Source organism: Demequina sp. (assembly GCF_024642165.1).
Taxonomy (GTDB): Bacteria; Actinomycetota; Actinomycetes; order Actinomycetales; family Demequinaceae; genus Demequina.
This window is the reverse complement of record NZ_JAHEBP010000001.1, coordinates 48,215-70,770: the sequence shown is the minus strand read 5'-3', so window position 1 is coordinate 70,770 and position 22,556 is coordinate 48,215. Positions and strand designations below refer to the sequence as shown.

The window sequence follows — 22,556 nt, the reverse complement described above, 5'->3', positions numbered from 1 at the left end:
TCGACGGCGTCGGTGTCGTGGTCGACAAGATGTCGGTCCCGTACCTCGACGGCGCGACCATCGACTTCTCAGACACCATCGAGAAGCAGGGTTTCACGATCGACAACCCCAACGCGTCGAGTTCCTGCGCTTGTGGAGACTCCTTCAGCTGAGCCTCACGGCTCTAGCGGAGACGGACGGTGAGGGCTACGGCCCCGCCGTCCGTCTTCTTTTCCCCCACGAACTCGTGCCCCGTCATGCGGGCCCACGCCGGCACGTCGGTGCGCGCAGCGAGGTCCGTGCAGACCACGGAGATCTCCGTCCCCGGCGCCAGGTCGCGAGCGGCCCGGGCGAGCTCGATGATGGGCAGCGGGCACAGCAGCCCCGTGGCGTCGACGGTGATGTGGGCCGAGCCCGGTTCGACCGCGTCGTCCCGCCCGCCCACGTCAGCCGATCTCCGGGGCGCGGGCCTCGCGTCGCAACTGCTCGATCTCGCGCGGCAGCAGCGCGAGCAGCCGATCGACGTCCGCCTCGGTGACCCCCGGATGGAGCCCGAGCCGGACGTTGCCGTGGGTCAGCGCGCCGATGCTCGCGAGGACGCGGCTGGGCTCGAGCGAGCTCGTGGTGCATGCGGAGCCGGAGCCCACGGCGATCCCCGCCCGGTCGAGGCTGGTGAGCAGAGCCTCGCCGTCCACGTAGAGGCACGAGAACGTCACGATGTGCGGCAGGCGAGAGTCCGGGTCGCCCACGACCTCGACGCCCGGCCAGCTCGCCGCGGCGGCCCTGATGGTGTCCACCAGGCGCGCGAGCCGCACCGAGGTCGCCTCGAGCTGCTCGCGCCGCTCCTGCAGCGCGACGGCTGCGGCCAGCACGGCAGGCACGTTCACGCCCCCCGGCGCCCAATCGTCACCCTCGGGCCACACGGGCAGCCACCGGGTGCGGGGGCGGAGCGCAACCACGCCGAGTCCGGCCGGGCCGCCCCAATCCGCGGGATTCGCGACCAAGGCGTCCCAGTACTCCGGCGGCTCCACGTGCCCGATGGACGCGGTGGCGTCGACCAGGAGCGGCACACGCGCGGCGGCGGCCCTTTCCGCGACGGCGTCGAGCCGCTGGAGGGTGCCGATCTCATGGTTGCCGTGCTGGACGGCGGCAAGCGCGACGTCGGGCACCTCGAGCTCGCCCGCGAACGCGTCCAGGTCGAGATGACCATGATGGTCGACGCCTACAAGCGTCAGCGCGCCGCCGCAGACGTAGTCCGCTGCGTGCAGCGTGGCGTCCCGCTCGACCGACGACGCGACGATGCGGTCGCGGCCCCGGCGCGCGGCGTAGACGCCCGCGATGACCCGCTCGAGGCCCAGATGGGGCGAAGGGGTGAGGTGGGTGTGCTCGGCCTGGGCGCCGATCTCCTCGGCGATCGCCTCGCGTGCGCTGTCCAGCAGCTGCCGCGCTCGGCGGGATTCCGTGTGGAGGCGGGTCGGATCGGCCCAACCGTCGGCCAGGCCGGACTGGAACGCGTCGAGCGTCCTGTTCGTCATAGGTGAGGATCCACTGGCGTCGAGGAACATGCGCGCGACCTGCATGGCATCACGGTACTCCGCGCTACACTGCCCGTGTGTCCTCGATTCACCGACTCCGCGCGCCTGGAAAAGCCCTGGCAGGCATCGCTGTCCTAGGACTGACGTCCTTGCTGGCAGGATGTGCCAACGGCATCGAGAACGGTGCCCTGCCCAGTTCGCCCGAGATCACGAATCAGACCGGTCGGATCATCACGCTCTGGAACGGATCCTGGATCGCGGCGCTCACCGTCGGCGTGCTCACGTGGGGCCTCATCCTGTGGTGCGTGGCGGTGTATCGCAAGCGCAAGGGAGACAACAAGCTCCCCATCCAGACCAGGGCGAACGTGCCGCTCGAGCTGATGTACACCATCGTCCCGCTGCTCATGGTGGGCGTGCTGTTCAAGTTCACGGTGGAGGACGTCTCCGCCATCAAGGACACCTCCGAACCGGCCGACGTCCACATCAACGTGGTGGGCAAGCAGTGGAGCTGGGACTTCAATTACGTGGACGATGACGTCTACGACCCGGGCGTCCAGGCGGCTCTCACGGGTGAGGTGGGCGTCGAGGAGACGCTGCCCACGCTGTACCTCCCGGTCGACGAGCGAGTCGAATTCACGCTCGACTCGCGCGACGTCATCCACTCCTTCTGGATCCCCGCGTTCCTGTTCAAGCTCGACGTCATCCCCGGCAAGACCAACGTGTTCCAGGTGGTCCCCACCGAGGAGGGGACCTATCAGGGCAAGTGCGCCGAGCTCTGCGGCGAGTACCACGCGTCGATGCTCTTCAACGTCAAGGTGGTCGACCGGGCGGAGTACGACGCGCACATGGCCGATCTCGCCGCGGAGGGCTACACCGGCCAGATCAGCGCCGACGAGTACAGCCGCGATCAGGTAGTCCAGTTGACCGAGGACCACGAGGAGGTCGAGTCCTGATGGCCACCGTGCCCTACGAGGTTTCCGGCGACGACCGGCGCACCGTCACGTTGCCCGCCGCGCCCACGCGCTCGGGCTCCATGGTGGTGAAGTGGATCACCTCCACCGATCACAAGACCATCGGGTACATGTACCTGATCACGTCGTTCTTCTTCTTCATCGTGGGAGGCCTGCTCGCGCTGCTGATCCGCGCCGAGCTGTTCGAGCCCGGCATGCAGGTCGTGCAGTCCGCCGAGCAGTACAACCAGTTGTTCACGATGCATGGCACGATCATGCTGCTGCTGTTCGCCACGCCGCTCTTCGCAGGCTTCGCGAACTTCATCATGCCGCTGCAGATCGGCGCACCCGACGTGGCGTTCCCGCGCCTCAACATGCTCGCCTACTGGATGTACCTGTTCGGCGGCGTCATCGCCATGGCGGGCTTCTTCACACCGCAGGGAGCCGCATCGTTCGGATGGTTCGCCTACGCGCCGCTGTCGAACTCGATCTACTCGCCGGGAGTGGGCGGCAACCTGTGGGTCTTCGGTCTCGCCCTGGGTGGCTTCGGCACGATCCTGGGCTCGGTGAACTTCATCACCACCATCGTGACGATGCGCGCCCCCGGAATGACGATGTTCCGCATGCCCATCTTCGTGTGGAACACCCTCGTCACGTCCATGCTGGTGCTGCTCGCCTTCCCGCCGCTGGCCGCGGCGCTGTTCGCGCTCGGCTCGGATCGCGTGCTGCACTCCCAGGTGTTCAACCCGGACAACGGCGGGGCCATCCTGTGGCAGCACCTGTTCTGGTTCTTCGGGCATCCCGAGGTCTACATCATCGCTCTGCCCTTCTTCGGCATCGTGTCCGAGATCTTCCCCGTATTCTCGCGAAAGCCGCTGTTCGGGTATCACGGCCTCGTCTATGCGACCATCGCGATCGCGGCGCTGTCCGTCACCGTGTGGGCTCACCACATGTACGTGACCGGCGCGGTGCTGCTGCCGTTCTTCGCCTTCATGACGATGCTGATCGCGGTGCCCACCGGGGTGAAATTCTTCAACTGGATCGGCACCATGTGGAGAGGGAAGATCAGTTTCGAAACGCCCATGCTGTGGGCGGTGGGCTTCCTGGTCACCTTCCTCTTCGGCGGCCTGACCGGCATCATCCTCAGCTCGCCGGTGCTGGACTTCCCGTTGTCAGACTCGTACTTCGTGGTCGCTCACTTCCACTACGTGGTGTTCGGCACCGTCGTGTTCGCGATGTTCGCCGGCTTCTACTTCTGGTGGCCCAAGATGACCGGCAAGATGCTCAACGAGCGTCTTGGCAAGCTCCACTTCTGGCTGCTGTTCATCGGCTTCCACACCACCTTCCTGGTGCAGCACTGGCTGGGGGCGCACGGCATGGCCAGGCGCTACGTCGACTATCTGCCCGAGGACGGCTTCACCTGGATGAACCAGTTGTCGACCATCGGCGCGGTGCTGCTGGCGCTGTCGACGCTGCCGTTCCTGTGGAACGTCTACATCACCTCGAAGCGTGCGCCTCGGGTGACGGTCAACGACCCGTGGGGCTTCGGCAACTCCCTGGAGTGGGCGACGTCCTGCCCGCCGCCGCGCCACAACTTCACCTCCATCCCGCGCATCCGCTCCGAGCGGCCCGCGTTCGACCTGCACCACCCCGGTGCGGCCGCACGCGACCACTATCAGGCGGAGCGCGACGGAACCGACCACGCGCCGGTCGCGTAGGGAGGAGCAGGCATGCGCATCGAGGCGAGAGTCTTCAACGTTCCCGCGGCGTTCTTCTTCCTCGCGGGCACCGCGTACGGAATCTTCACGCACTGGGCGGAATGGGTGGGCACCACGGCCATCTTCCTCACCGGCGGCATGTTCGTCATGATCGGCATCTACTTCCGGATGCTGACCAAGCGTCACGGGGTGCGCCCTGAGGACGCATCGGACGGCCAGGTCGAGGAGCACGCAGGAGACCAGGGCGTCTACGCCCCCTGGAGTTGGTGGCCGCTGGTGCTGGGCGTCTCCGCCGCGTTGGCGTTCGCGGCCCTTGCCGTCGGCTGGTGGATCATGGTCCCCGCGGTGGTGATCGGGGTCATCGGGCTCGTGGGCTGGGTGTTCGAGTTCTCCCGCGGCCAGCACGCGCACTGAATTCTTTCCCTGCGGTTGCCGCCGGTTACTGCGCGCCGTCGCGGTTGCGACGCAGAGGGTTTGCCACGCCCACAAGCCGCGCGATGACCACGGCCACGAACAGCGGACCGATCACGGCCTCGAGCGACCACATGGAGCGCGCCCAAGGGCTCACGGGGACCACATCGCCGAAGCCGAGCGTCGCCAGCGTCACGTAGCTGCCGTAGACGAGCGTCTGCCACACCGGCGAGCCGTCGCCGGCGGTCTGGTCGATGAAGCTGCCGGGGGATGTCAGCTCCATGATGCCTGCGAGCGCCCCGAAGACGCCGCCCAGCAGCAGGTAGGCCGACATGGCGACCAGAAGCAGGTCGACGATGGCGAGGCGCGCCGGGGGATTGACGAGCACCCTCAGCAGCGAGAAGAGAAGCGCGGCCTGCAGCACGCCGACGCCGACCAGCATCCCCCGGGTTGCCGAGATGTCGTCGGGCTGCGTCGCGAACCAGATGACGCCCGCGACGAGTCCTCCTGCCGCCACCAGGAGGGGCCAACTGCGGCGCGGATCCTCGACGGCGGTGCGTACCACGTAGGCGACCGCTCCGGCGTAGACCATGAGGTAGGCAGCCGTCCACCCTTGACCGAGCAACGAGATCGGGTATCCGAACTGCAGCACCACCAGCGTGACCAGCAGGAGCCACAGGGAGGAGCGGGGCTCGACGGCGTCGTCGGGTGTGTCCGCCCGGCGCGACTTCGGCTTCGACGGCGACATGCGTCCAACCTAGCGCCCGGTCCCGCGGGTCCACGGGTTCGGCGCGCGGCCTCCTGACGCGCACTGACGCGCACACAAGCCAAAGGCGGCCACCCGGGGCATGGGTGACCGCCTTTGAGGCGCTGAGAGCGCGTGCTACGGGACGATGAGGCCCTGCGTGGCCGTCGCGGTGGCGAAGCGGTGCTGCACGTTCGCCCAGTCCACGACGTTCCACCACGCCTTGACGTAGTCGGCCTTGACGTTGCGGTACTGAAGGTAGAACGCGTGCTCCCACATGTCGAGCATGAGAAGCGGGATGATCCCCACCGGGACGTTGCCCTGCTGGTCGTAGAGCTGGACGATGATCAGCTTCTTGCCGATGGTGTCCCACGCGAGGATGGACCAGCCGGAGCCCATGATCGTCATGGCGTTGTGGGTGAAGTGCGCCTGGAAGCCGTCGAAGGAGCCGAAGTGCTCGTCGATCGCGGCGGCCAGCTCGGCCGTGGGCTTGTCGCCGCCGTCCGGAGACATGTTGGTCCAGAACACCGAGTGGTTGGTGTGGCCGCCCAGGTTGAAGGCGAGCGCCTTCTCGAGGCCGCCGATCGCGCCGAAGTCGCCTGAGTCACGCGCCCCGGCCATCTTCTCGAGGGCGAGGTTGGCGCCCGCGACGTAGGCCGCGTGGTGCTTGCTGTGGTGGAGCTCCATGATCTCGCCGGCGATGTGCGGGTCGAGTGCTCCGTAGTCGTAACTGAGGTCCGGCAGCGTGTAGTCGGCCATATCTCCTCCATGGTCGCGCCGCGCCTCGCAGAGGGGTCGCGGCTGGTTTTCCGGGAACGCTCCGAGCCTAGCGATCACGGCGGCTCGGAGCGAGCGTGGACATCCAGGTCAACCCCCGGCGGCGGACGCGAATTCCCCGGGCACCAGAGGCCGGCTCGCGGGCGGCGCATCGTCCGGCGCCGCATGCCCGAAAGGGGCGCCCGGGGTGGTCCCGGACGCCCCTTTGGGCATGCATGACGGTCAGTGGTGAGCGTGCTTCGCTTCCTCGAGCTCCTGCGGGGTGACCGGGGAGATGCGGTGCTCGAAGTAGAAGCGCGAGAGGCCCTGCTTGAAGCGGTCCCACTTGTAGCCCTTGCGCCGCACGCCGCGATCGTTGTATTCGGGCGCGATCTCGAGCGGGGCGATGTCGTCGTACGAAACCAGGATCCAGCGCTCGTGCTCGTCCAGGGGCTCGTGCACCTCGACGTATTCGCCGTGCGCGTGACGGACGATGCGCCCGGTCTCCTTGCCGTGCAGGACCAGCTCGCGATCCTTGCGCTGGAGGCCCAGGCAGATGCGCCGCGTGATGAGATACGCCAGCACCGGCAGCACGAACACCGCCACCCGCAGGAACAGCGTGAGGTCGTTGAGCGACACGTGAAACAGGATCGCGATGATGTCGTTGCACGCCTCGAGCACGAGCACCACGTAGAACGTGATGATCGCGACGCCGAGGCTCGTGCGCACCGGCACGTTGCGCGGCCTGTCGAGCACGTGCTTCTCGCCGCGATCCCCGGTGGCCCACGCCTCGATCCAGGGGTAGAGGGCGAGGAAGCCGAAGAACAGTCCGGGCATGATGACGGCCGGCACCAGGACGTTCATCGGGATCGTGTAGCCCCAGAGCTCCCATTCCGTGGGGATTACGTCGAAGAGCCATCCGGGCATCAGGCGCAGCCCGCCGTCGATGAAGAGCATGTACCAGTCGGGCTGAGTGCCGGCGGACACGGGCGACGGATCGTACGGCCCGTAGTTCCACACGGGGTTGATGGTGAAGACGGCCGATACCAGGGCGATGACGCCGAAGACCACGAAGAAGAACCCGCCGGCCTTGGCCGTGTAGACGGGGAAGAGCGGCAGTCCCACGACGTTCTTGTGGGTGCGCCCGCCGCCCGGGTACTGCGTGTGCTTGTGCAGGAACACCAGGAACAGGTGCAGCGCGATGAGGCCCAGGATCAGACCGGGGACCAGCAGGATATGCATGGTGAAGAGCCGCGGGATCAAGGCCTCTCCCGGGAACTCGCCACCGAACATCCAGTACGACACGTACTCGCCCAGAATCGGGATCGAGCGGGTCACGCCCTCGATGATCCGAAGGCCGTTGCCGGACAGGACGTCGTCGGGGAGCGAGTAGCCCGAGAACCCGGCGGCGAGCGACAGGATCATCAGCGTGAACCCCACCAGCCAGTTGAGTTCACGTGGCTTGCGGAACGCTCCGGTGAAGAAGATGCGTGCCATGTGCGTCAGGATCGCCGCGGTGAACAGCAGAGCGGCCCAGTGGTGGATCTGCCGCATGAGCAGGCCGCCGGGGACCTCGAACGACATGTGCAGTGTCGAAGCGAACGCCTCGGACATCTCGACGCCTTGCATCGTCGCGAGCGGGCCGTCGTACGTGACGATCGTCATCGATGGCACGAAGAACGCCGTGAGGAACACGCCCGACAGCAGCAGGACGATGAACGAGTACAGGGCGACCTCGCCCAGCATGAACGACCAGTGGTCGGGGAACAGCTTGCGAGCGAAGAACTTGACGAACCCACCGATGGACGTGCGCTCGTCCACCCAGTTCGCGGTTCCCCCTGCGACGGCGTTGACCCGTGCGCCCATCAGTGGCTCCCCCCCTCGGTGTCGCCCGACAGTCCGTCAGAGGTGTTCTTGAGACGGGTCCAGTACGACGATCCGATGGGCTCGTGGAAGTCGCTCTTCGCCACGATGTAGCCCTCGTCGTCGATGGCGATCGGAAGCTGCGGCAGGGGCCGCTTCGCAGGGCCGAACACCACCTTGGCGCCGTCTGCGACGTCGAACGTGGACTGGTGGCACGGGCACAGCAGGTGGTGGGTCTGCTGCTCGTACAGCGCCACCGGGCAGCCCACGTGCGTGCAGATCTTGGAGTAAGCGACGATGCCGTCGAAGGACCAGTCCTCGCGGCCCGGTTGGATCTTGAGGTCGCGGGGGTCCAGTCGGATCAGCAGGACCACCGCCTTGGCCTTCGCCTCGATCTTGCCGTGCTCCAAGTCGTTGAGTCCGTCGGGGATCACGTGGAACGCGGACCCGATGGTGACGTCCGCCGCCTTGATGGGAGTGCCGTCGGGGTCCCGTGTGAGGCGCATGCCCTGTCGCCACATCGTGTGGGCGAACTCGCGGGTGTTCCACTGCCCGCCCATGTTCCCGATCTGGGGGACCAGGAGCGCGAGGGGCGCGGCGAGGACGGCGGTGATGAGCGACCCCTTGAGCAGGCCGCGACGGCTGGTGCCCGAACCGTCGCTACCGAGACCGGAGTCCTCGACGCCGTCCTGCAGGTTCTGGATGGCGCCCGCGCGGGCCTCGTCCGAGGAGCGAAGTGCGTGACGCTCCTCCACCATCTCGTGATCGCGCATCAGCGTCTTGGCCCAGTGGATGGCACCCAGGCCGATGCCCATCATCGCCAGGAAGATGCCGAGGCCGATCATCATGTTCGCGAACCTGATCGACGCGATCTCGCCGGTCATGTCGATCATGAAGTACGCGCCGAGGGCGAGGATGGTGCCGAGGATCGACAGGCCGAACAGAGCCGCTACCTGGCGCTCCGCCTTGTTGGCGGCCTTGGGGTCGACGTCCGCGCGGCGCGGACGGTGGTAGGGGAGGCCCGGGTCCTCGAAGGAGTCGGGCACGTCCCCGTGCGTCGACTCGTGATCGACGGGCTTGTCGGCGGTGCTCATGAAGAACGGGCTCCGATCCACACGGTGCTGGCGACGACTAGTCCCAGAACGAGAAACCAACCCCAAAGGCCCTCTGCCACCGGGCCGATGGTGCCCAGGCGAAGACCGCCGGGCGAGCCCTCATCTTGCGCCTTGAGGTAGGAGATGATGTCTCGCTTGCCCTCTGAGGTGATGTTGGCGTCGTTGAACACGGGCATCGACTGGGGGCCGGTGAGCATGGCCTCGTAGATGTGGGTGGGCGTGGTCTCCCACAGGTTCGGCGCGAACTTGCCCTGGCTCAGTGCGCCGCCGCCTCCTACCGAGCCGTGGCACATCGCGCAGTTGGTGCGGAAGAGCTGCATGCCGTTCGCCGCGTCGCCCAGCGCGGGGTCGACCTGCTCGGCGGTGGGGATGGCCGGGCCGGCGCCGAGCGAGGCGACGAACGCGGCGAGCTGTGAGATCTCCGCCTGCGAGAACTGTGTGCGCTTGGCGATGGCCTGCGGGCCCGAGGCCTGCATGGGCATGCGGCCCGTGCCCACCTGGAAGTCGACCGCGGCGGCGCCCACGCCGATCAGTGACGGCGCGACGCCGTCCTGGCCCTCTGCCCCGAGGCCGTGGCATGAGGCGCAGTTGGCGGCGAAGAGTTTCTGGCCCTCGCTGACGTCGTCCGCGCTGGTGGTAGTCGCGGCATTCGCGGACGATGCCGTCGAGACGGCCGCCGCGATGCCCGCGATGAGTCCGAGCAGCAGGAGGACGAGGACGACCGGTGCCGCTCGGTGGTACCGGTGTCGTGCGAGCGAATGCATCGTCAGCCCCTTACTGGATCAGGTAGATCACGGCGAACAGCGCGATCCACACCACGTCGACGAAGTGCCAGTAGTACGAGACCACGATCGTGGTGGTCGCCTCATGCGTGCCGAATTTCTTGGCGGAGAAGGAACGCCCGAGCACGAACAGCATGGCGATCAAGCCGCCGAGCACGTGCAGACCGTGGAAACCGGTGGTGAGGTAGAAGACCGATCCGTACGGGCTCGAGGAGATGGTGAGACCCTCCGAGATGAGCTGCGCGTACTCGTACACCTGGCCGCCGATGAAGATCGAACCCATGATGTAGGTCAGCACGAACCACTCGTGCATGCCCCAACCCTTGAACTGCCACAGCTTGCCCGTGCGGCGGCGCTGATATCGCTCGGCCGCGAAGACGCCCGCCTGTGCGGTGAAGGACGACAGCACCAGCACCGTAGTGTTGACCGTCGCGAACGGGATGTTGAGCAGTTCGGTCTTGTCCGCCCAGACCTCGGGCACCTGAGCGCGAAGAGTGAAGTACATCGCGAACAGTCCCGCGAAGAACATCAACTCGGAGCTCAGCCACACGATGGTGCCGACGGCGACCTGGTTGGGCCGCGTCGCGTGAATGGGCGACGGCGCAGTCGTGGCGTGGGACATAGGTCCCATTAAAGCGCACAGACCACCGACTTCACACCAGGGAACGCACGCGGCGTCGCCTGAGTTCCCTGCATTCCGTGCCCTCGCCGCCGGGCGTGTCGCGGGCGGGGGCCCAGCCCTGGCCGCTCGTGCCAGAATGGGCCGCATGAGCGACGTGGTGAAGCACGAGGCCGGGGACGTGTCCGTCCGCGAGGCCCGCATCTTGGTCTACAGCGACGACCGCAATGTCCGCGAGAAGGTGCGTTTCGCGGTCGGTCCCACCACGCATGGGCGCCCGATCGAGTGGACCGAGACCGCGACGCATGCCGCGATCATCGACGAACTTGACCACCGGGCCTTCGACCTCGTCATCCTCGACGGCGAGGCCGCCAAGGTGGGCGGCATGGGGATCGCCCGTCAGATGAAGCACGAGTTGTACACGTGCCCGCCGATCCTGCTCCTGGTGGGACGTCCGGGGGACGCGTGGCTCGCGACGTGGTCGGAGGCCGACGCTGCGGTGTCGCACCCGCTCGACCCGTTCGCGCTGAGGGACGCCGTGGACTCGTTCTTCGCGCCCGCAGCGGCCGACGCCTAGGGAGCGCCGATGGCGACCCTGCAGGACCTGCTCGCCAAGCTGGTCGAGCACCAGGACCTCACCGCAGACGAGACCGCCGCGGTCATGGACCAGGTGCTGACGGATTCCGCCTCGCCGGTCGCGATGGGCGCGTTCCTTGCCGCCCTACGTGTCAAGCGCGAGACGCCTACCGAGGTGGCTGGCCTCGCGGCCGCCATGCTCGCCCACGCCGTGCGGTTCGAGGTCCCGGGGCGCACGGTCGACATCGTGGGCACTGGCGGCGACGGCGCCCAGACCGTGAACATCTCCACCATGGCGTCGATCGTGATCGCGGGGTCCGGGCCCACCGTGGTCAAGCACGGCAACCGTGCCGCCACGTCGAAGTCGGGCAGCGCGGACGTGCTCGCCGCGCTCGGGGTACGGCTGGACCTCCCTGTCGATCGCGTGAAGGAGCTCGCCACGGAGGTGGGCATCACCTTCTGCTTCGCCCAGGTGTTCCACCCGTCGATGCGGTTCGCCATGCCCATCAGGAAGGAACTGGGCATACCCACCACCTTCAACATCCTGGGACCGCTCACCAACCCCGCGCAGCCGCAGGCCACGGCCATCGGCTCCTCCAGCCTGCGCGTCGCGCCCGTGCTCGCCGGAGTGGTCGCGTCTCAGGGGCGCGAGGCCCTGGTGTTCCACGGTGACGACGGCCTCGACGAGCTCGCGCCCACCGGACCCGCGACGGTGTGGGAAGTGCGCGGCGGCGGCGTCACCCAGCTGCGGCTCGACCCCGTGCAGGACTTGGGGCTCGACGCCATCACCATCGAGGATCTGCGCGGCGGTGAGGCGGACCAGAACGCAGAGGTGGTTCGCCGTGTGCTTGCAGGGGAATCCGGCGCCGTGCGCGACACCGTGGTGCTGAATGCCGCATCGGGGCTGGTCGCCGATGCCACGTTGCCCGGAACGTCCGGCGGAACGCTGGTTGAGAGGTTCGCCGCGGGCATGGATCACGCGGCGCGCGCGATCGACTCGGGCGCGGCCGGCGAGATCCTCGAGCGCTGGGTGGCTGCCTCTCAGGCGTGACGCCCCGCCCGATCCACCGGGCGCTACAGCTAGCCGGCGCGGTGCTCGCCTCGGGCGCTGCGGTCCGCCCGTCGCGCATCCACCCACCGCGCGTGCCGGCCCGCGCCCGCCACGGGGCTGGACCACTCTCCGTCCACGTAGAGCAGCCGCGTCCCGGGCCGCTCCAGCCAGCGCGACACGAGCTCCCGCTCCTCGACCAGCACCGGCCGGTCGATGTCCAGATCGTGCGTGAGCGCCCGGAGCCTGTCGGCCGCGTCCCACACCCCTGACTTCACGCGCTCGGATCCCACCAGGGCGCCGGCGCCCAGCGCCGCCACGTCCCACCAGTCTCCGTCGGGTCGCACGGCGACCACGGCGCAGCGGGCGAGCGACGCGAGCCGCTGGGCCCGCATCGCGCCGTCGATCACGGCGCTCACACCGTCGCGCAGCTCTGCCGCTCGCTCGTAGTCGAGCGCCTCTGCGCGCTCGGTGATCTGGTCCTCCAGGGCGGCGACCACGGGGGAGGGATCGCCCGTGAGCGCGGCCCGTGCCGCGTCGGCGGTCTCGTCGTATCCGGATGTCGCGCCCTGGACGCACGGCGCGGCGCATGCACCAAGGTCCTTGAGCAGGCACGCGCGCGCGCCTGCTCGAGGCGCGATGGGCAGGCGCGTGGTGCAGGTGCGCACGCCGAGCGCTCCTTGAAGCACCTCGATCGCGAGCCGAGCGTCGGATGCCGACCGCATCGGTCCGAGAGCGCCCTCGGCGCCATCGACCGCTCGCGACACGCTCAGCCGGGGATAGCGTTCCTCCGTCAGGCGCACCCAGGCGGTTCTTTCGGGGCGCGCCGAGCGGCGGTTGTATCGCGGGCGATGCTCCGCGATGAGCCGCACCTCGCGGACGTTCGCCTCGAGCTCCGTAGCGCACACGATGGTGTCCACCGCCACGGCCAATTCGAGCATCTCCCGGATGGGGCGGCGTTGCTCGGCGGTGGTGAAGTAGGACTTCACCCGGGCCCGGAGGTTCTTCGACGTGCCCACATAGAGCCGTTCGCCACGAGGGCCTCGGAACGTATAGACGCCGGGTTTCGCCGGTACCGAGTCGGCCAGCGTGGCCTTACGACGCAGGCGCTCCGGCATGGGGTTGCGCAGCGCGTCGAGGTCCTCCCGGTGAGTGATGCCGAACGCCGCGACCCGCTCCAGCATCCGGTGCAGGATCTCGGACGTGGCGCGGGCGTCCTCGAGGGCGCGATGGTTGGGCTCGACGGCCGTGCCGAACACGCGCGCCAAGGTCGACAGCTTCTTGTTGGGCGCCTCCTCCTTGGTGGTGGCGCGTCGCGCCAAGGTGACCGTGTCGACCACCTGGCTGCCGGGCCACCGGTAGCCGTGCTCTCGGCAGGCGGCCCTCAGGAAGCCCGTGTCGAACGGCGCGTTGTGCGCGACGAGCACCGCGTCGCCCAGGAACTCCAGGAACGCCGGCAGCACCGCCTCGATGCGCGGCGCGGCCACCACCATGGCGTCGGTGATCCCGGTGAGAGCCACGATCATGGGCGGGATGGGTCCGCCGGGGTCCACGAGGGTCTGGAACTCGCCCACGACCTCGCCACCACGGGTCTTCACGGCTCCGATCTCCGTGATCGCCGCCCGTGCGGGCGATGTGCCCGTGGTCTCGAGGTCGACCACGACGAACGTGGTACTCGACAGCGGTTCGCCGAAGTCCTCGAGGGAGCGCTGCCGATGGAGGAGCTGCTCGACGGTGCTGGACGGTCCGGTCACACAGCGAAGGTACGTCAGGCCTCCGACAACGGCGCGCACGACGGGCCTACCGCGAGCCCGGGGGGCCGATGGTCCGGCGCCGGATCCCGCGGATGATCCGTGCCGCCACCAGGCAGGACGCGCCACTGTCGGACCCCGCTCGTAGCGTTGTCGTCATGATCATCGATTGCGATTCGTGCGAGATGCGCGGCAAGAGCTGCGGCGACTGCGTGGTGTCCTTCCTCACCATCGAGGTGAGGCCATCGGACCGGAGCAGGGTCGAATTGGACGACGACCAGGCGAGCGCCGTCTCCGCCTTGGCCGAGGCCGGGCTCGTCCCGCCGCTCCGCCTGGTGCGGCCGCCGCGCGCGAGCTAGCGGCATTGAACGGGCGCCGCGTGACGCCCGTTCGCGTGGTTCTCTGGAGGCGGTCTCGGTACCGCCCCGCGCCTACTCCGCGGCTGAGGCGTAGAGCGCCTCCACCTGGTCCGCGAAGTCGCGCAGCACCAGAGACCGCTTGAGCTTGAGAGACGGGGTGAGGTAGCCGTTCTCGACGGTGAAGTCGTCGTCCATGATCTCCCAGCGCCGGATCGACTCCGCGCGTGACACAACCTTGTTGGCCCGGGTGACGGCCTTGTCGACGTGTTCCCGCACGACCGGGTGCTGCGCGGCCTCCGCGACCGTCATGTCGGGGACGCCGTGACCCTTGAGCCATGCGGGCAGCGCCTCCGCGTCGAGCGTGATCAGCGCACCGATGAAGGGCTTGGCGTCGCCGACCACCACGCACTGGCTGACCAGGGCGTAGCCGCGAAGGCGGTCCTCGAGCACCGCGGGCGCCACGTTCTTGCCGCCGGCCGTGACGATGATCTCCTTCTTGCGCCCGGTGATGTAGAGGTAGCCCTCGTGGTCCTGATGGCCGATGTCTCCGGTGTGGAACCAGCCCTCGACCATCGCCTCGGCCGTCGCCTCCTCGTTGTGGTGATACCCGGCGAACAGCATGTCCCCGCGCATGAGGATCTCTCCGTCGTCGGCGATACGCACGTCGAATCCGGGCAGCGGTGCGCCCACCGACCCGATCTTCGACAGGTGAGTGCGGTTGACGTGGGAGGCGGCCGTGACCTCCGTGAGCCCGTATCCCTCCAGCACCTGGAGGCCGAGGCCGTGATAGAAGTGGCCCAGCCGCTCTCCGAGCGGCGCGGATCCGGAGATCGCGTGCACGGCCCGCCCGCCCAGGACGGCACGGATCTTGGCGAGCACGAGGCGATCTGCGATGGCGTGACGGGCCTTGAGCAGGAAGCCCGGGCCGCGCGGCGCTTCGAGTGCGCGCGAGTAGGCGATCGACTGCTGGGCGGCCCAGCGGAAGATCTTCACCTTCCCGCCCTCGGCGGCCTTCTGCTCGGCGGAGTTGTAGACCTTCTCGAATACCCGTGGGACGGCGAGGATCAGGCTGGGCTGGAAGGTGGCGAAGTAGGGAACCAGCTTGCGCGAGTCCGGGCAGTAGCCGATCACGGTGCCGGAGGCGAGCAACGCCACCTCGACCAGCCGGGCAAGCGAATGCGCCAGGGTGAGGAACAGCACGGTGCTCCTGCCCTCGCCGAAGAGCACGTCGTGCAGCTCCTCCTGGATCCCATAGGTATGGCGCACGAAGTTGAAGTGCGTGAGCGTGACGCCCTTGGGCCGTCCGGTGGTGCCCGAGGTGTAGATGATGGTCGCCGGCGACTCGAGGGTCGCCGTCGCGGTGCGTTCCGCGACCAGCGAGTCGGGGACGGCCTTGCCCGCCTCGGTGAGCTCGTCCATGGCCCCGTGGTCGATCACGAGCACCTCGGTGAGCGGGCTCTCTGAGTCCCGGGCGACCTTGTGTGCGAGCTTCGCGTGCTCCTCCGTCTCGACGACGAGCAGCGAGATCTCCGCATCCGACGTGATCCAGTCGATCTGCGAGGCGGACGAGGTGTCGTAGATGGGCACGGGGAGCGCTCCGACGGTCCAGATGGCGACGTCGAGGACTGACCATTCGATCCGAGTGCGCGCCATGATGCCCACGCTCTGTCCCGGCTCGACCCCGCGCGCGATGAGGCCCTTGGCGACCGCCGTCACCATCGCCTGAGCCTCCGCTCCGGTGACGTCTATCCAACGGTCGTCTGAGTCGGCGTGCCGCATGACCACCCGGTCGGCGTTCGCGAGCCACGACTGCGCGATCAGGGCTGCGATGTTCGGCGCGTAATTCTCGCGAGCGGGCTGGCTCATGACGATTGCCTCCGTTGGCAGGAGTCGGGACTCCTCACAAGATAGCCTTGTGGAAGTCCCAGGCGCGTATCGGAAGGCGACAGAGAATGCATGCGATCGGCGTAGACATCGGCGGCACCAAGATCGCCGTGGGAGTCGTCGACGAGCACGGCACGATCGTTGCGAAGACCAAGCGAAAGACCAAACCTCAGGATCCCGCCGGCATCGACGCCGCGATCGCGGACGCCGTCGCCGAGCTCGGTGCCGAGCACGACTTCCACGCGGTGGGCCTTGCGGCCGCGGGCTTCGTCTCCTCCGATCAGGAGCACGTGCTGTTCGCGCCCAACATCGCGTGGCGCGACTATCCGCTCGCCGCGAATGTCAGGGCGCTCATCGGCCGTGACGATGTCGCCGTGGTGGTGGAGAACGATGCGAACGCGGCGGGCTGGGCCGAATTCGCGTTCGGCGCCGCGCGGGACGTCAAGCACATGGTGCTGCTGACGATCGGCACGGGCCTTGGCGCCGCCCTCGTGGTGGACGGGAAGCTGGTGAGGGGCGCCTACGGGTTCGCGGCCGAGCTGGGTCATCTGCGGGTGGTTCCCGGCGGTCACCCGTGCGGGTGCGGCCTGCGCGGGTGCTGGGAGCAGTACGCTTCCGGTTCCGCGCTGACGCGTGAGGCGCGCCGCGCCGCCGTCGAGCGCTCCGTGCGCGCCGCCGCATTGCTGGAGCTCGCCGGCGGGGATGCCGCGGCGGTCACGGGTCCTCATGTCACGCAGGCGGCCGTCGACGGTGACGAGCTCGGCATCGAGCTGCTCGCGGAGCTGGGCGGATGGATCGGCGAGGGCTCGGCGTCGCTCGCTGCGGCCCTCGACCCCGAGCTGTTCGTGATCGGCGGAGGCGTCATCGCCGCCGGCGACCTCCTGCTCGTGCCCGCTCGCGAAGCGTTCGAGGAGAACCTTCCCGCCCGTGGTCACCGGCCCATCGTGCCCATCGTCTCCGCAGAGATGGGCAACGATGCGGGTATCGTCGGTGCCGCAGACCTGGCCCGGATCGCATCCGCCTACATCTAGGACCCCATGAGCGACACCTATTACCGACTTTTCAAGCACGTCCTGATCGGCCCCGGCGTCAAGGCGTACTACAAGCCATGGGTCGAGGGCGTGGAGAACGTCCCCGACGAAGGCGCCGCGATCCTTGCGTCCAACCACCTGTCCTTCTCGGATTCCGTGTTCCTGCCGCTCGTGATCACGCGCAAGGTGGTGTTCCTGGGCAAGTCCGAGTACTTCACGGGCAAGGGCCCCAAGGGCTACGCGACGAGGGTGTTCATGGAGGGCGTCGGAACCATCCCGGTTCACCGCGGCGGCGGACGGGCGTCTGAGGCGGCGCTCCGCACCGGCCTCCAGGTGCTCCAGGGCGGCGAGCTCCTGGGCATCTACCCCGAGGGCACCCGCAGCCCCGACGGGGCCCTCTATCGGGGTAAGACCGGTGCGGCGAGGCTGGCCATCGAATCGGGTGCCCCCGTGATCCCCGTGGCGATGATCGATACGCACATCGCCCAGCCCATCGGCCAGAAGGTGCCGTTCCGACACCCGATCGGGGTTCGAATCGGTGAGCCGCTCGACCTGTCCGCGTACAACGGCCGGCAGGACGACCGCACGGCGCTGCGCGAGGCGACGGACACGATCATGGAGCGGATCCGCGCACTGTCGGGTCAGGAGTACGTCGACCGCGACGCCGGGATCGTCAAGCGCGAACTCCTCAAGCGTCAGCAGCCGGAGGCGGGGCAGTAGGTCCAGCGTCCCGGTCGGGCGTACGGGCGCGCGCGCCTAGAATGAGCACCAAATCCACGAGTCATACGACGAAAGGTCCGTCATGTCGGTTCGCCGCGTAGCCCTTCTGACCGCGGGGGGATTCGCCCCTTGCCTCTCGTCCGCCGTCGGCGGCCTCATCGGCCGGTACAGCGAGATCGCGCCGGAGATCGAGATCATCGCCTACCAGCACGGATACTGGGGCCTGCTGCAGGGCAAGAAGATCGTCATCGGTGACGATGTGCGGGAGAAGGCCGGGATCCTCCACGAGTTCGGGGGCTCGCCGATCGGCAACTCGCGCGTCAAGCTCACCAACGTCGCGGACTGCGTCAAGAGGGGCCTGGTGCAGGAGGGCGAGGACCCGCTCGCCGTCGCCGCCGAGCAGCTCAAGGCCGACGGAGTCGATGTGCTGCACACCATCGGCGGAGACGACACGAACACCACCGCCGCCGACCTCGCCGCGTACCTCGAGGCCAACGGCTACCCCCTGACCGTGGTGGGACTCCCGAAGACCATCGACAACGACATCGTGCCGATCAGGCAGTCGCTGGGCGCCTGGTCGGCCGCCGAGCAGGCATCGGTGTTCGCCCAGAACGTGATCGGCGAGCACCGCTCCGGCCCGCGGATGCTCATCGTCCACGAGGTCATGGGTCGCGCCTGCGGCTGGCTCACCGCCGCCTCGGCCAAGAAGTACCGCGAGTGGCTCGACACCCGCGAGTGGGTCCCGGGCATCGGTCTCACCAAGGACAGCTGGGACATCCACGCGCTGTACGTGCCCGAGTCCCCGATCGACCTCGACGCCGAGGCCGACCGCCTCAAGGCCGTCATGGACTCTGTGGGCAACGTCAACATCTTCCTGTCCGAGGGCGCCGGTGTGCCCGAGATCGTGAAGGAGATGGAGGAGGCCGGCATCGACGTCAAGCGCGACCCGTTCGGCCACGTCCGACTGGACGAGATCAACCCCGGCAACTGGTTTGCGCAGCAGTTCGCGCAGCGGCTCGGCGCCGAGAAGGTCATGGTGCAGAAGTCCGGCTACTTCTCGCGCTCCGCTCGTGCGAACACGGAGGACCTGCGCCTGATCAAGTCCATGACCGACTACGCGGTGGAGTGCGCGCTGCGCGGCGAGGCGGGCGTGGTGGGTCACGACGAGGAGGACGGCGGCAGGCTCAAGGCGATCGCCTTCCCGCGCATCGCCGGCCACAAGCCGTTCGACGTCTCCACCCCGTGGTACGTGGACACGCTTCACGCGATCGGTCAGGCATAGCCGCATGACGGAAGCTGCCCTCACGGCGGCGGGTGTCGACTCGTACCTCTCGAAGGAGGCGAGGCAGCAGCCGCAATGGCCGGATGACGTCGCGCTGAAGCGCGCGACGGACCGCCTGAAGCAGGTCCCCCCGCTGGTGTTCGCGGGGGAGGCCGACAAGCTGCGCGCGCACTTGGCCGCGGCGTCCCGCGGCGATGCCTTCGTGCTCCAGGGCGGCGACTGCGCGGAGATCTTCGCCGAGGCGACCGCGGATCGCATCCGCAACAAGATCAAGACCATCCTGCAGATGGCCGTGATCCTCACCTATGGCGCGTCCATGCCGGTCGTGAAGATCGGTCGCATGGCGGGTCAGTACGCGAAGCCCCGCTCCGCGGACGAGGAGACGAGGGACGGCGTCACCCTGCCGGTCTACCGCGGCGACATCGTCAACTCTTCGCTGTTCACGGAGGCGTCGCGCATCCCCAACCCGGACCGGTTGGTGGACGCCTACCACGTGTCGGCCTCGACCCTGAATCTCATCCGCGCCTTCACGCAGGGTGGCTTCGCCGACCTTCGCCGGGTCCACCAGTGGAACAAGGGCTTCGCGGCCAACCCCGCCTACGCCAAGTACGAGCAGTTCGCCGCGGAGATCGACCGCGCCGTTCGCTTCATGGCGGCCGCCGGCGGTGACTTCGACGCGCTCAAGACCGTGGAGCTGTTCTCGAGCCACGAGGCGCTGCTGCTGGACTACGAGCGGGCGCTCACGCGCATCGACTCGCGGTCGGGCCTCGCCTACGGGTGCTCGGCGCACTTCCTGTGGATCGGCGAGCGCACCCGTCAGCTCGACGGCGCGCACGTCGAGTTCCTGTCGAAGCTTCAGAACCCGCTCGCCGTCAAGCTGGGTCCGTCCGCCACGTCGGCCGACGCGATCAGCCTTGCCGAGCGCCTCAACCCCGACAACGCGCCGGGCCGCCTCACCTTCGTCGCTCGCATGGGCGCTGACAGGGTGCGCGATGCGCTGCCGTCGATCGTGGAGGGAGTGCGTGACTCGGGAGTCGCGGTGACCTGGCTCACCGATCCGATGCACGGCAACACCTTCACGTCCGATTCCGGGTACAAGACGCGGGACTTCGACACCATCCTGGACGAGGTCACCGGGTTCTTCGAGGTCCACGAGGCCCTCGGCACCGTTCCCGGCGGTCTCCACGTCGAGCTCACGGGCGACGACGTCACCGAGGTTCTGGGCGGCACGGAACAGATCGACGACGAGGGTCTGGCGCAGCGCTACGAGACGAAGGTCGATCCTCGGCTCAACCACCAGCAGTCGCTCGAGATGGCGTTCCAGGTGGCGGACCTGCTCGCGAAGCACAACGCCGCTCACCCGCGGCTCAGCGAGGACCTCGCCTGACCGACCCCGAGGGGTCAGTTGTAGATGAGGACGATGGAGGTGTTCTTCTCCACCTGCGCCCCGGGAACCAGGGACTGATCCACGATCGAGTTCTTGGTGCTCCATGGCCACTTGGAGTACAGCGTGACCTTGAGGCCGTCCGCCTTCGCAGCCTTCTCCGCGGCGTCCACCCCGAGGCCCACGTAGTCGTCGACGGTGACCAGCGGCGGTCCGTCGGACACCGTGATGGTGATCGCGCCGGTGCGGAACGCATCGGCCCCAGCCTCGGGGCTCTGTCGGAACACCTCGCCCTTGCGCGCCTCGTCGGTGCGCTCGGTCGCGACCGTCACATCCAGGTTGTCCTTGGCCAGCTCGGCCTGGGCGTCCTTGAGCGACATGCCTGTGACGTCGGGGACGACGATGGGCTCGGGGCCCGCCGAGACCTCGAGCACGATCTCGGTGCTGTGCAGGATCACCGTCTCGCCCGCGGCGGGTGTCACCGACATGACCTCTCCCGCAGGAACGGTGTCCGAGTACGTGGTGGTCACCTCGCCGAGCGGGAATCCGAGGTCGGTGAGCGTCGCCTCCGCCGCGTCACGGGCGCCGCCCACCACATCGGGCACCGTCTCCATGCGCGGGCCGAGCGACACGCTGAGCGTCACCGTCGAGCCGTTGGCGACGCGCTGCTGCGCGTTGGGATCGGTGGAAGCGACGAATCCCTCCGGCACCTCGTCGTAGTAGGCCTCCTCGACCTCGGCCACGAGCCCGGCACCCTCGACGAGCGCCTGCGCGTTCTCGAGGGTCTCTCCGTCGACGGGCGGGACAGTGGTGTAGGCACCCGGGCCGATCGAGTTGTACCACCAGAGTCCACCGCCGCCGAGCACCAGGAAGGCGACCACGATGGCCGCGATCCACCACCCGGCGCGGCGGTCGGAGCGCTGCGGCTCCTTGGCCTCGGGGTCCTCATCCGGGAGCGGTTCGAGCTCGGTACCGACGGTGGGGAACCGATGGCCGAGCCCGATGGGCAGCGCGACGGTCGAGCCCGAGGCCGCGGGGCGGAGCACGGCGGTCGCGTCCGGGTCATCCACGGTGGCGATCGCGCCCGACGGGGGGTCCGCGCGCCGGTCGAGGGTCGGGTCGTCGAGCAGGCTGCGGGTCTGACGCACCAAGGCGAGCGCCGCAGACGCGTCCGCGGGCCGCCCGTCGGGGTCGCGCGCGGTGAGCGTCGCGACCAGCTCGTCGATCTCGGGCGGCAGCCACGGCACCACCGACGAGGCGGCCGGGATGTCCTCATGGACGTGCATCGTCGCGACCTGTATCGCCGTGGCGCCCGTGTGAGGCTGCCGTCCGGTGATCATCTCGTAGAGCAGCACCCCTGCCGCGTACACGTCGGTGCGAGCGTCGGAGACGCCTTGGGTGATGAGCTCGGGACCCAGATACGCCACGGTCCCGAGGATCGTGCCCGAGGTGGTCGACGTGACCTCGGTGACAGCCCGCGCGAGCCCGAAGTCCGCCACGCGAGGGCGGCCCTCGGTGTCGATGAGCACGTTCTCGGGCTTGACGTCCTGATGCACCAGGCCTTGTCGGTGCGCTGACGCGAGGGCATCCAGGACGTGGTCGAGGGTGGTCAGGGACTCCCCGAGCGACAGCGTGCCCTCGTGCGCCATCCGCTCCCGAAGGTTCTCGCCGTCGACGAACTCCATGGTCAGGTACGAGACGTCCTCGTCCACGCCTTGGTCGTACACCCGCACGATGCCGGGATGAGTCAGTCGGGCCGCGGCCTTCGCCTCGCGTCGGAACCGCGCGACGATCTCCTTCGAGTTCGGATCGATCTCCAAGTGCCGGTGCATGACCTTGAGCGCCACGTCTCGTTCGAGCCGGCGATCGAACGCCAGGTACACGGTGGCCATGCCGCCTGCCGCCACACGCTCGCGCACCTCGTAGCGGCCGTCGATGACGCGGCCGAGGAGGGGATCGGTGAGGGTGTCGGACACGCTGGCCATTCTAGGCGCCCCACGGCGCGGGTTCAGCGGCCCGTCCCCGGCGCGGCGCGGCGCGCCGGTGCG

General features: G+C 68.5%; 22 protein-coding genes. 11 read left to right on the top strand and 11 right to left on the bottom strand.

Features of this window, described 5'->3' with window-relative positions; genetic code table 11:
* Positions 1-152, top strand: a 152-nt coding sequence (locus Q0L54_RS00330; protein ID WP_296664449.1) for an iron-sulfur cluster assembly accessory protein, incomplete at its 5' end; no start/stop codon positions are given.
* Between the two features lie 11 nt (positions 153-163).
* Here the strand turns inward: Q0L54_RS00330 and Q0L54_RS00325 are convergent.
* Positions 164-424, bottom strand: a complete 261-nt coding sequence (locus Q0L54_RS00325) for a sulfurtransferase TusA family protein (protein WP_296664446.1) — start codon at positions 422-424, stop codon at positions 164-166.
* A 1-nt stretch (position 425) separates the two neighbouring features.
* Positions 426-1,544, bottom strand: coding sequence for an aminotransferase class V-fold PLP-dependent enzyme (locus Q0L54_RS00320; RefSeq protein ID WP_296664447.1), 1,119 nt, complete (start codon positions 1,542-1,544; stop codon positions 426-428).
* A 119-nt stretch (positions 1,545-1,663) separates the two neighbouring features.
* On the opposite strand from Q0L54_RS00320, the gene coxB reads away from it, so the two are divergent.
* The 3 genes from coxB to Q0L54_RS00305 are packed head-to-tail and all read left to right on the top strand — an operon-like array spanning position 1,664 to position 4,596.
* Entirely contained in the window at positions 1,664-2,467 is an 804-nt protein-coding gene (gene coxB, locus Q0L54_RS00315) for a cytochrome c oxidase subunit II (protein ID WP_296664444.1), read from the top strand.
* The gene (gene ctaD, locus Q0L54_RS00310) at positions 2,467-4,182 is read left to right on the top strand and encodes a cytochrome c oxidase subunit I (protein WP_296664443.1); all 1,716 of its coding nucleotides are present in this window, start codon (positions 2,467-2,469) and stop codon (positions 4,180-4,182) included. The genes coxB and ctaD overlap by 1 nt, the downstream gene beginning before the upstream one ends.
* Positions 4,183-4,194: 12 nt before the next feature.
* Positions 4,195-4,596, top strand: coding sequence for a cytochrome c oxidase subunit 4 (locus tag Q0L54_RS00305; protein ID WP_296664442.1), 402 nt, complete (start codon positions 4,195-4,197; stop codon positions 4,594-4,596).
* Between the two features lie 25 nt (positions 4,597-4,621).
* Here Q0L54_RS00305 and Q0L54_RS00300 read toward each other — a convergent pair whose 3' ends face one another.
* The 6 genes from Q0L54_RS00300 to Q0L54_RS00275 form a co-directional block, all read right to left on the bottom strand.
* Positions 4,622-5,341 (bottom strand): potassium channel family protein, encoded by a 720-nt coding sequence (locus Q0L54_RS00300; RefSeq protein WP_296664441.1) that lies wholly within the window; start codon positions 5,339-5,341, stop codon positions 4,622-4,624.
* 135 nt (positions 5,342-5,476) lie between these two features.
* The gene (locus Q0L54_RS00295) at positions 5,477-6,097 is read right to left on the bottom strand and encodes a superoxide dismutase (protein WP_296664440.1); all 621 of its coding nucleotides are present in this window, start codon (positions 6,095-6,097) and stop codon (positions 5,477-5,479) included.
* Between the two features lie 240 nt (positions 6,098-6,337).
* Positions 6,338-7,960: a cytochrome bc complex cytochrome b subunit gene (locus Q0L54_RS00290; protein WP_296664439.1), complete on the bottom strand. Its 1,623-nt coding sequence runs from the start codon at positions 7,958-7,960 to the stop codon at positions 6,338-6,340.
* Entirely contained in the window at positions 7,960-9,051 is a 1,092-nt protein-coding gene (locus Q0L54_RS00285; RefSeq protein WP_296664438.1) for a ubiquinol-cytochrome c reductase iron-sulfur subunit, read from the bottom strand. Before Q0L54_RS00285 ends, Q0L54_RS00290 begins: the two co-directional genes overlap by 1 nt.
* Entirely contained in the window at positions 9,048-9,836 is a 789-nt protein-coding gene (locus Q0L54_RS00280) for a c-type cytochrome (RefSeq protein ID WP_296664437.1), read from the bottom strand. Before Q0L54_RS00280 ends, Q0L54_RS00285 begins: the two co-directional genes overlap by 4 nt.
* Positions 9,837-9,846: 10 nt before the next feature.
* Entirely contained in the window at positions 9,847-10,485 is a 639-nt protein-coding gene (locus Q0L54_RS00275; protein WP_296664436.1) for a heme-copper oxidase subunit III, read from the bottom strand.
* 136 nt (positions 10,486-10,621) lie between these two features.
* Between Q0L54_RS00275 and Q0L54_RS00270 the strand changes: the two genes are divergently transcribed.
* On the top strand, positions 10,622-11,050 hold the full coding sequence (locus Q0L54_RS00270; RefSeq protein ID WP_296664435.1) for a hypothetical protein: 429 nt from the start codon (positions 10,622-10,624) through the stop codon (positions 11,048-11,050).
* Positions 11,051-11,059: 9 nt separating this feature from the next.
* Positions 11,060-12,100, top strand: coding sequence for an anthranilate phosphoribosyltransferase (gene trpD / locus Q0L54_RS00265; protein ID WP_296664434.1), 1,041 nt, complete (start codon positions 11,060-11,062; stop codon positions 12,098-12,100).
* A 29-nt stretch (positions 12,101-12,129) separates the two neighbouring features.
* Here the strand turns inward: trpD and Q0L54_RS00260 are convergent, their stop codons facing one another.
* Positions 12,130-13,851 (bottom strand): DEDD exonuclease domain-containing protein, encoded by a 1,722-nt coding sequence (locus tag Q0L54_RS00260; RefSeq protein WP_296664433.1) that lies wholly within the window; start codon positions 13,849-13,851, stop codon positions 12,130-12,132.
* A 155-nt stretch (positions 13,852-14,006) separates the two neighbouring features.
* Between Q0L54_RS00260 and Q0L54_RS00255 the strand changes: the two genes are divergently transcribed.
* Positions 14,007-14,207 (top strand): hypothetical protein, encoded by a 201-nt coding sequence (locus tag Q0L54_RS00255; protein ID WP_296664432.1) that lies wholly within the window; start codon positions 14,007-14,009, stop codon positions 14,205-14,207.
* Positions 14,208-14,279: 72 nt separating this feature from the next.
* Here the strand turns inward: Q0L54_RS00255 and Q0L54_RS00250 are convergent, their stop codons facing one another.
* Positions 14,280-16,073, bottom strand: a complete 1,794-nt coding sequence (locus Q0L54_RS00250; RefSeq protein ID WP_296664431.1) for a long-chain fatty acid--CoA ligase — start codon at positions 16,071-16,073, stop codon at positions 14,280-14,282.
* Positions 16,074-16,159: 86 nt separating this feature from the next.
* Here Q0L54_RS00250 and Q0L54_RS00245 point away from each other — a divergent pair, with 86 nt between their 5' ends.
* From Q0L54_RS00245 to Q0L54_RS00230, 4 genes are all read left to right on the top strand, one after another.
* Complete coding sequence (locus tag Q0L54_RS00245; protein ID WP_296664430.1) at positions 16,160-17,122, top strand: ROK family protein; 963 nt, start codon at positions 16,160-16,162, stop codon at positions 17,120-17,122.
* 6 nt (positions 17,123-17,128) lie between these two features.
* Entirely contained in the window at positions 17,129-17,842 is a 714-nt protein-coding gene (locus Q0L54_RS00240; protein WP_296664429.1) for a 1-acyl-sn-glycerol-3-phosphate acyltransferase, read from the top strand.
* A gap of 82 nt (positions 17,843-17,924) precedes the next feature.
* Positions 17,925-19,124 (top strand): pyrophosphate--fructose-6-phosphate 1-phosphotransferase, encoded by a 1,200-nt coding sequence (locus Q0L54_RS00235; protein WP_296664428.1) that lies wholly within the window; start codon positions 17,925-17,927, stop codon positions 19,122-19,124.
* A gap of 4 nt (positions 19,125-19,128) precedes the next feature.
* Complete coding sequence (locus Q0L54_RS00230; protein ID WP_296664427.1) at positions 19,129-20,511, top strand: class II 3-deoxy-7-phosphoheptulonate synthase; 1,383 nt, start codon at positions 19,129-19,131, stop codon at positions 20,509-20,511.
* Positions 20,512-20,525: 14 nt separating this feature from the next.
* Here Q0L54_RS00230 and pknB read toward each other — a convergent pair whose 3' ends face one another.
* Positions 20,526-22,484, bottom strand: coding sequence for a Stk1 family PASTA domain-containing Ser/Thr kinase (gene pknB / locus Q0L54_RS00225; protein ID WP_296664426.1), 1,959 nt, complete (start codon positions 22,482-22,484; stop codon positions 20,526-20,528).
* Positions 22,485-22,556: the final 72 nt, after the last annotated feature.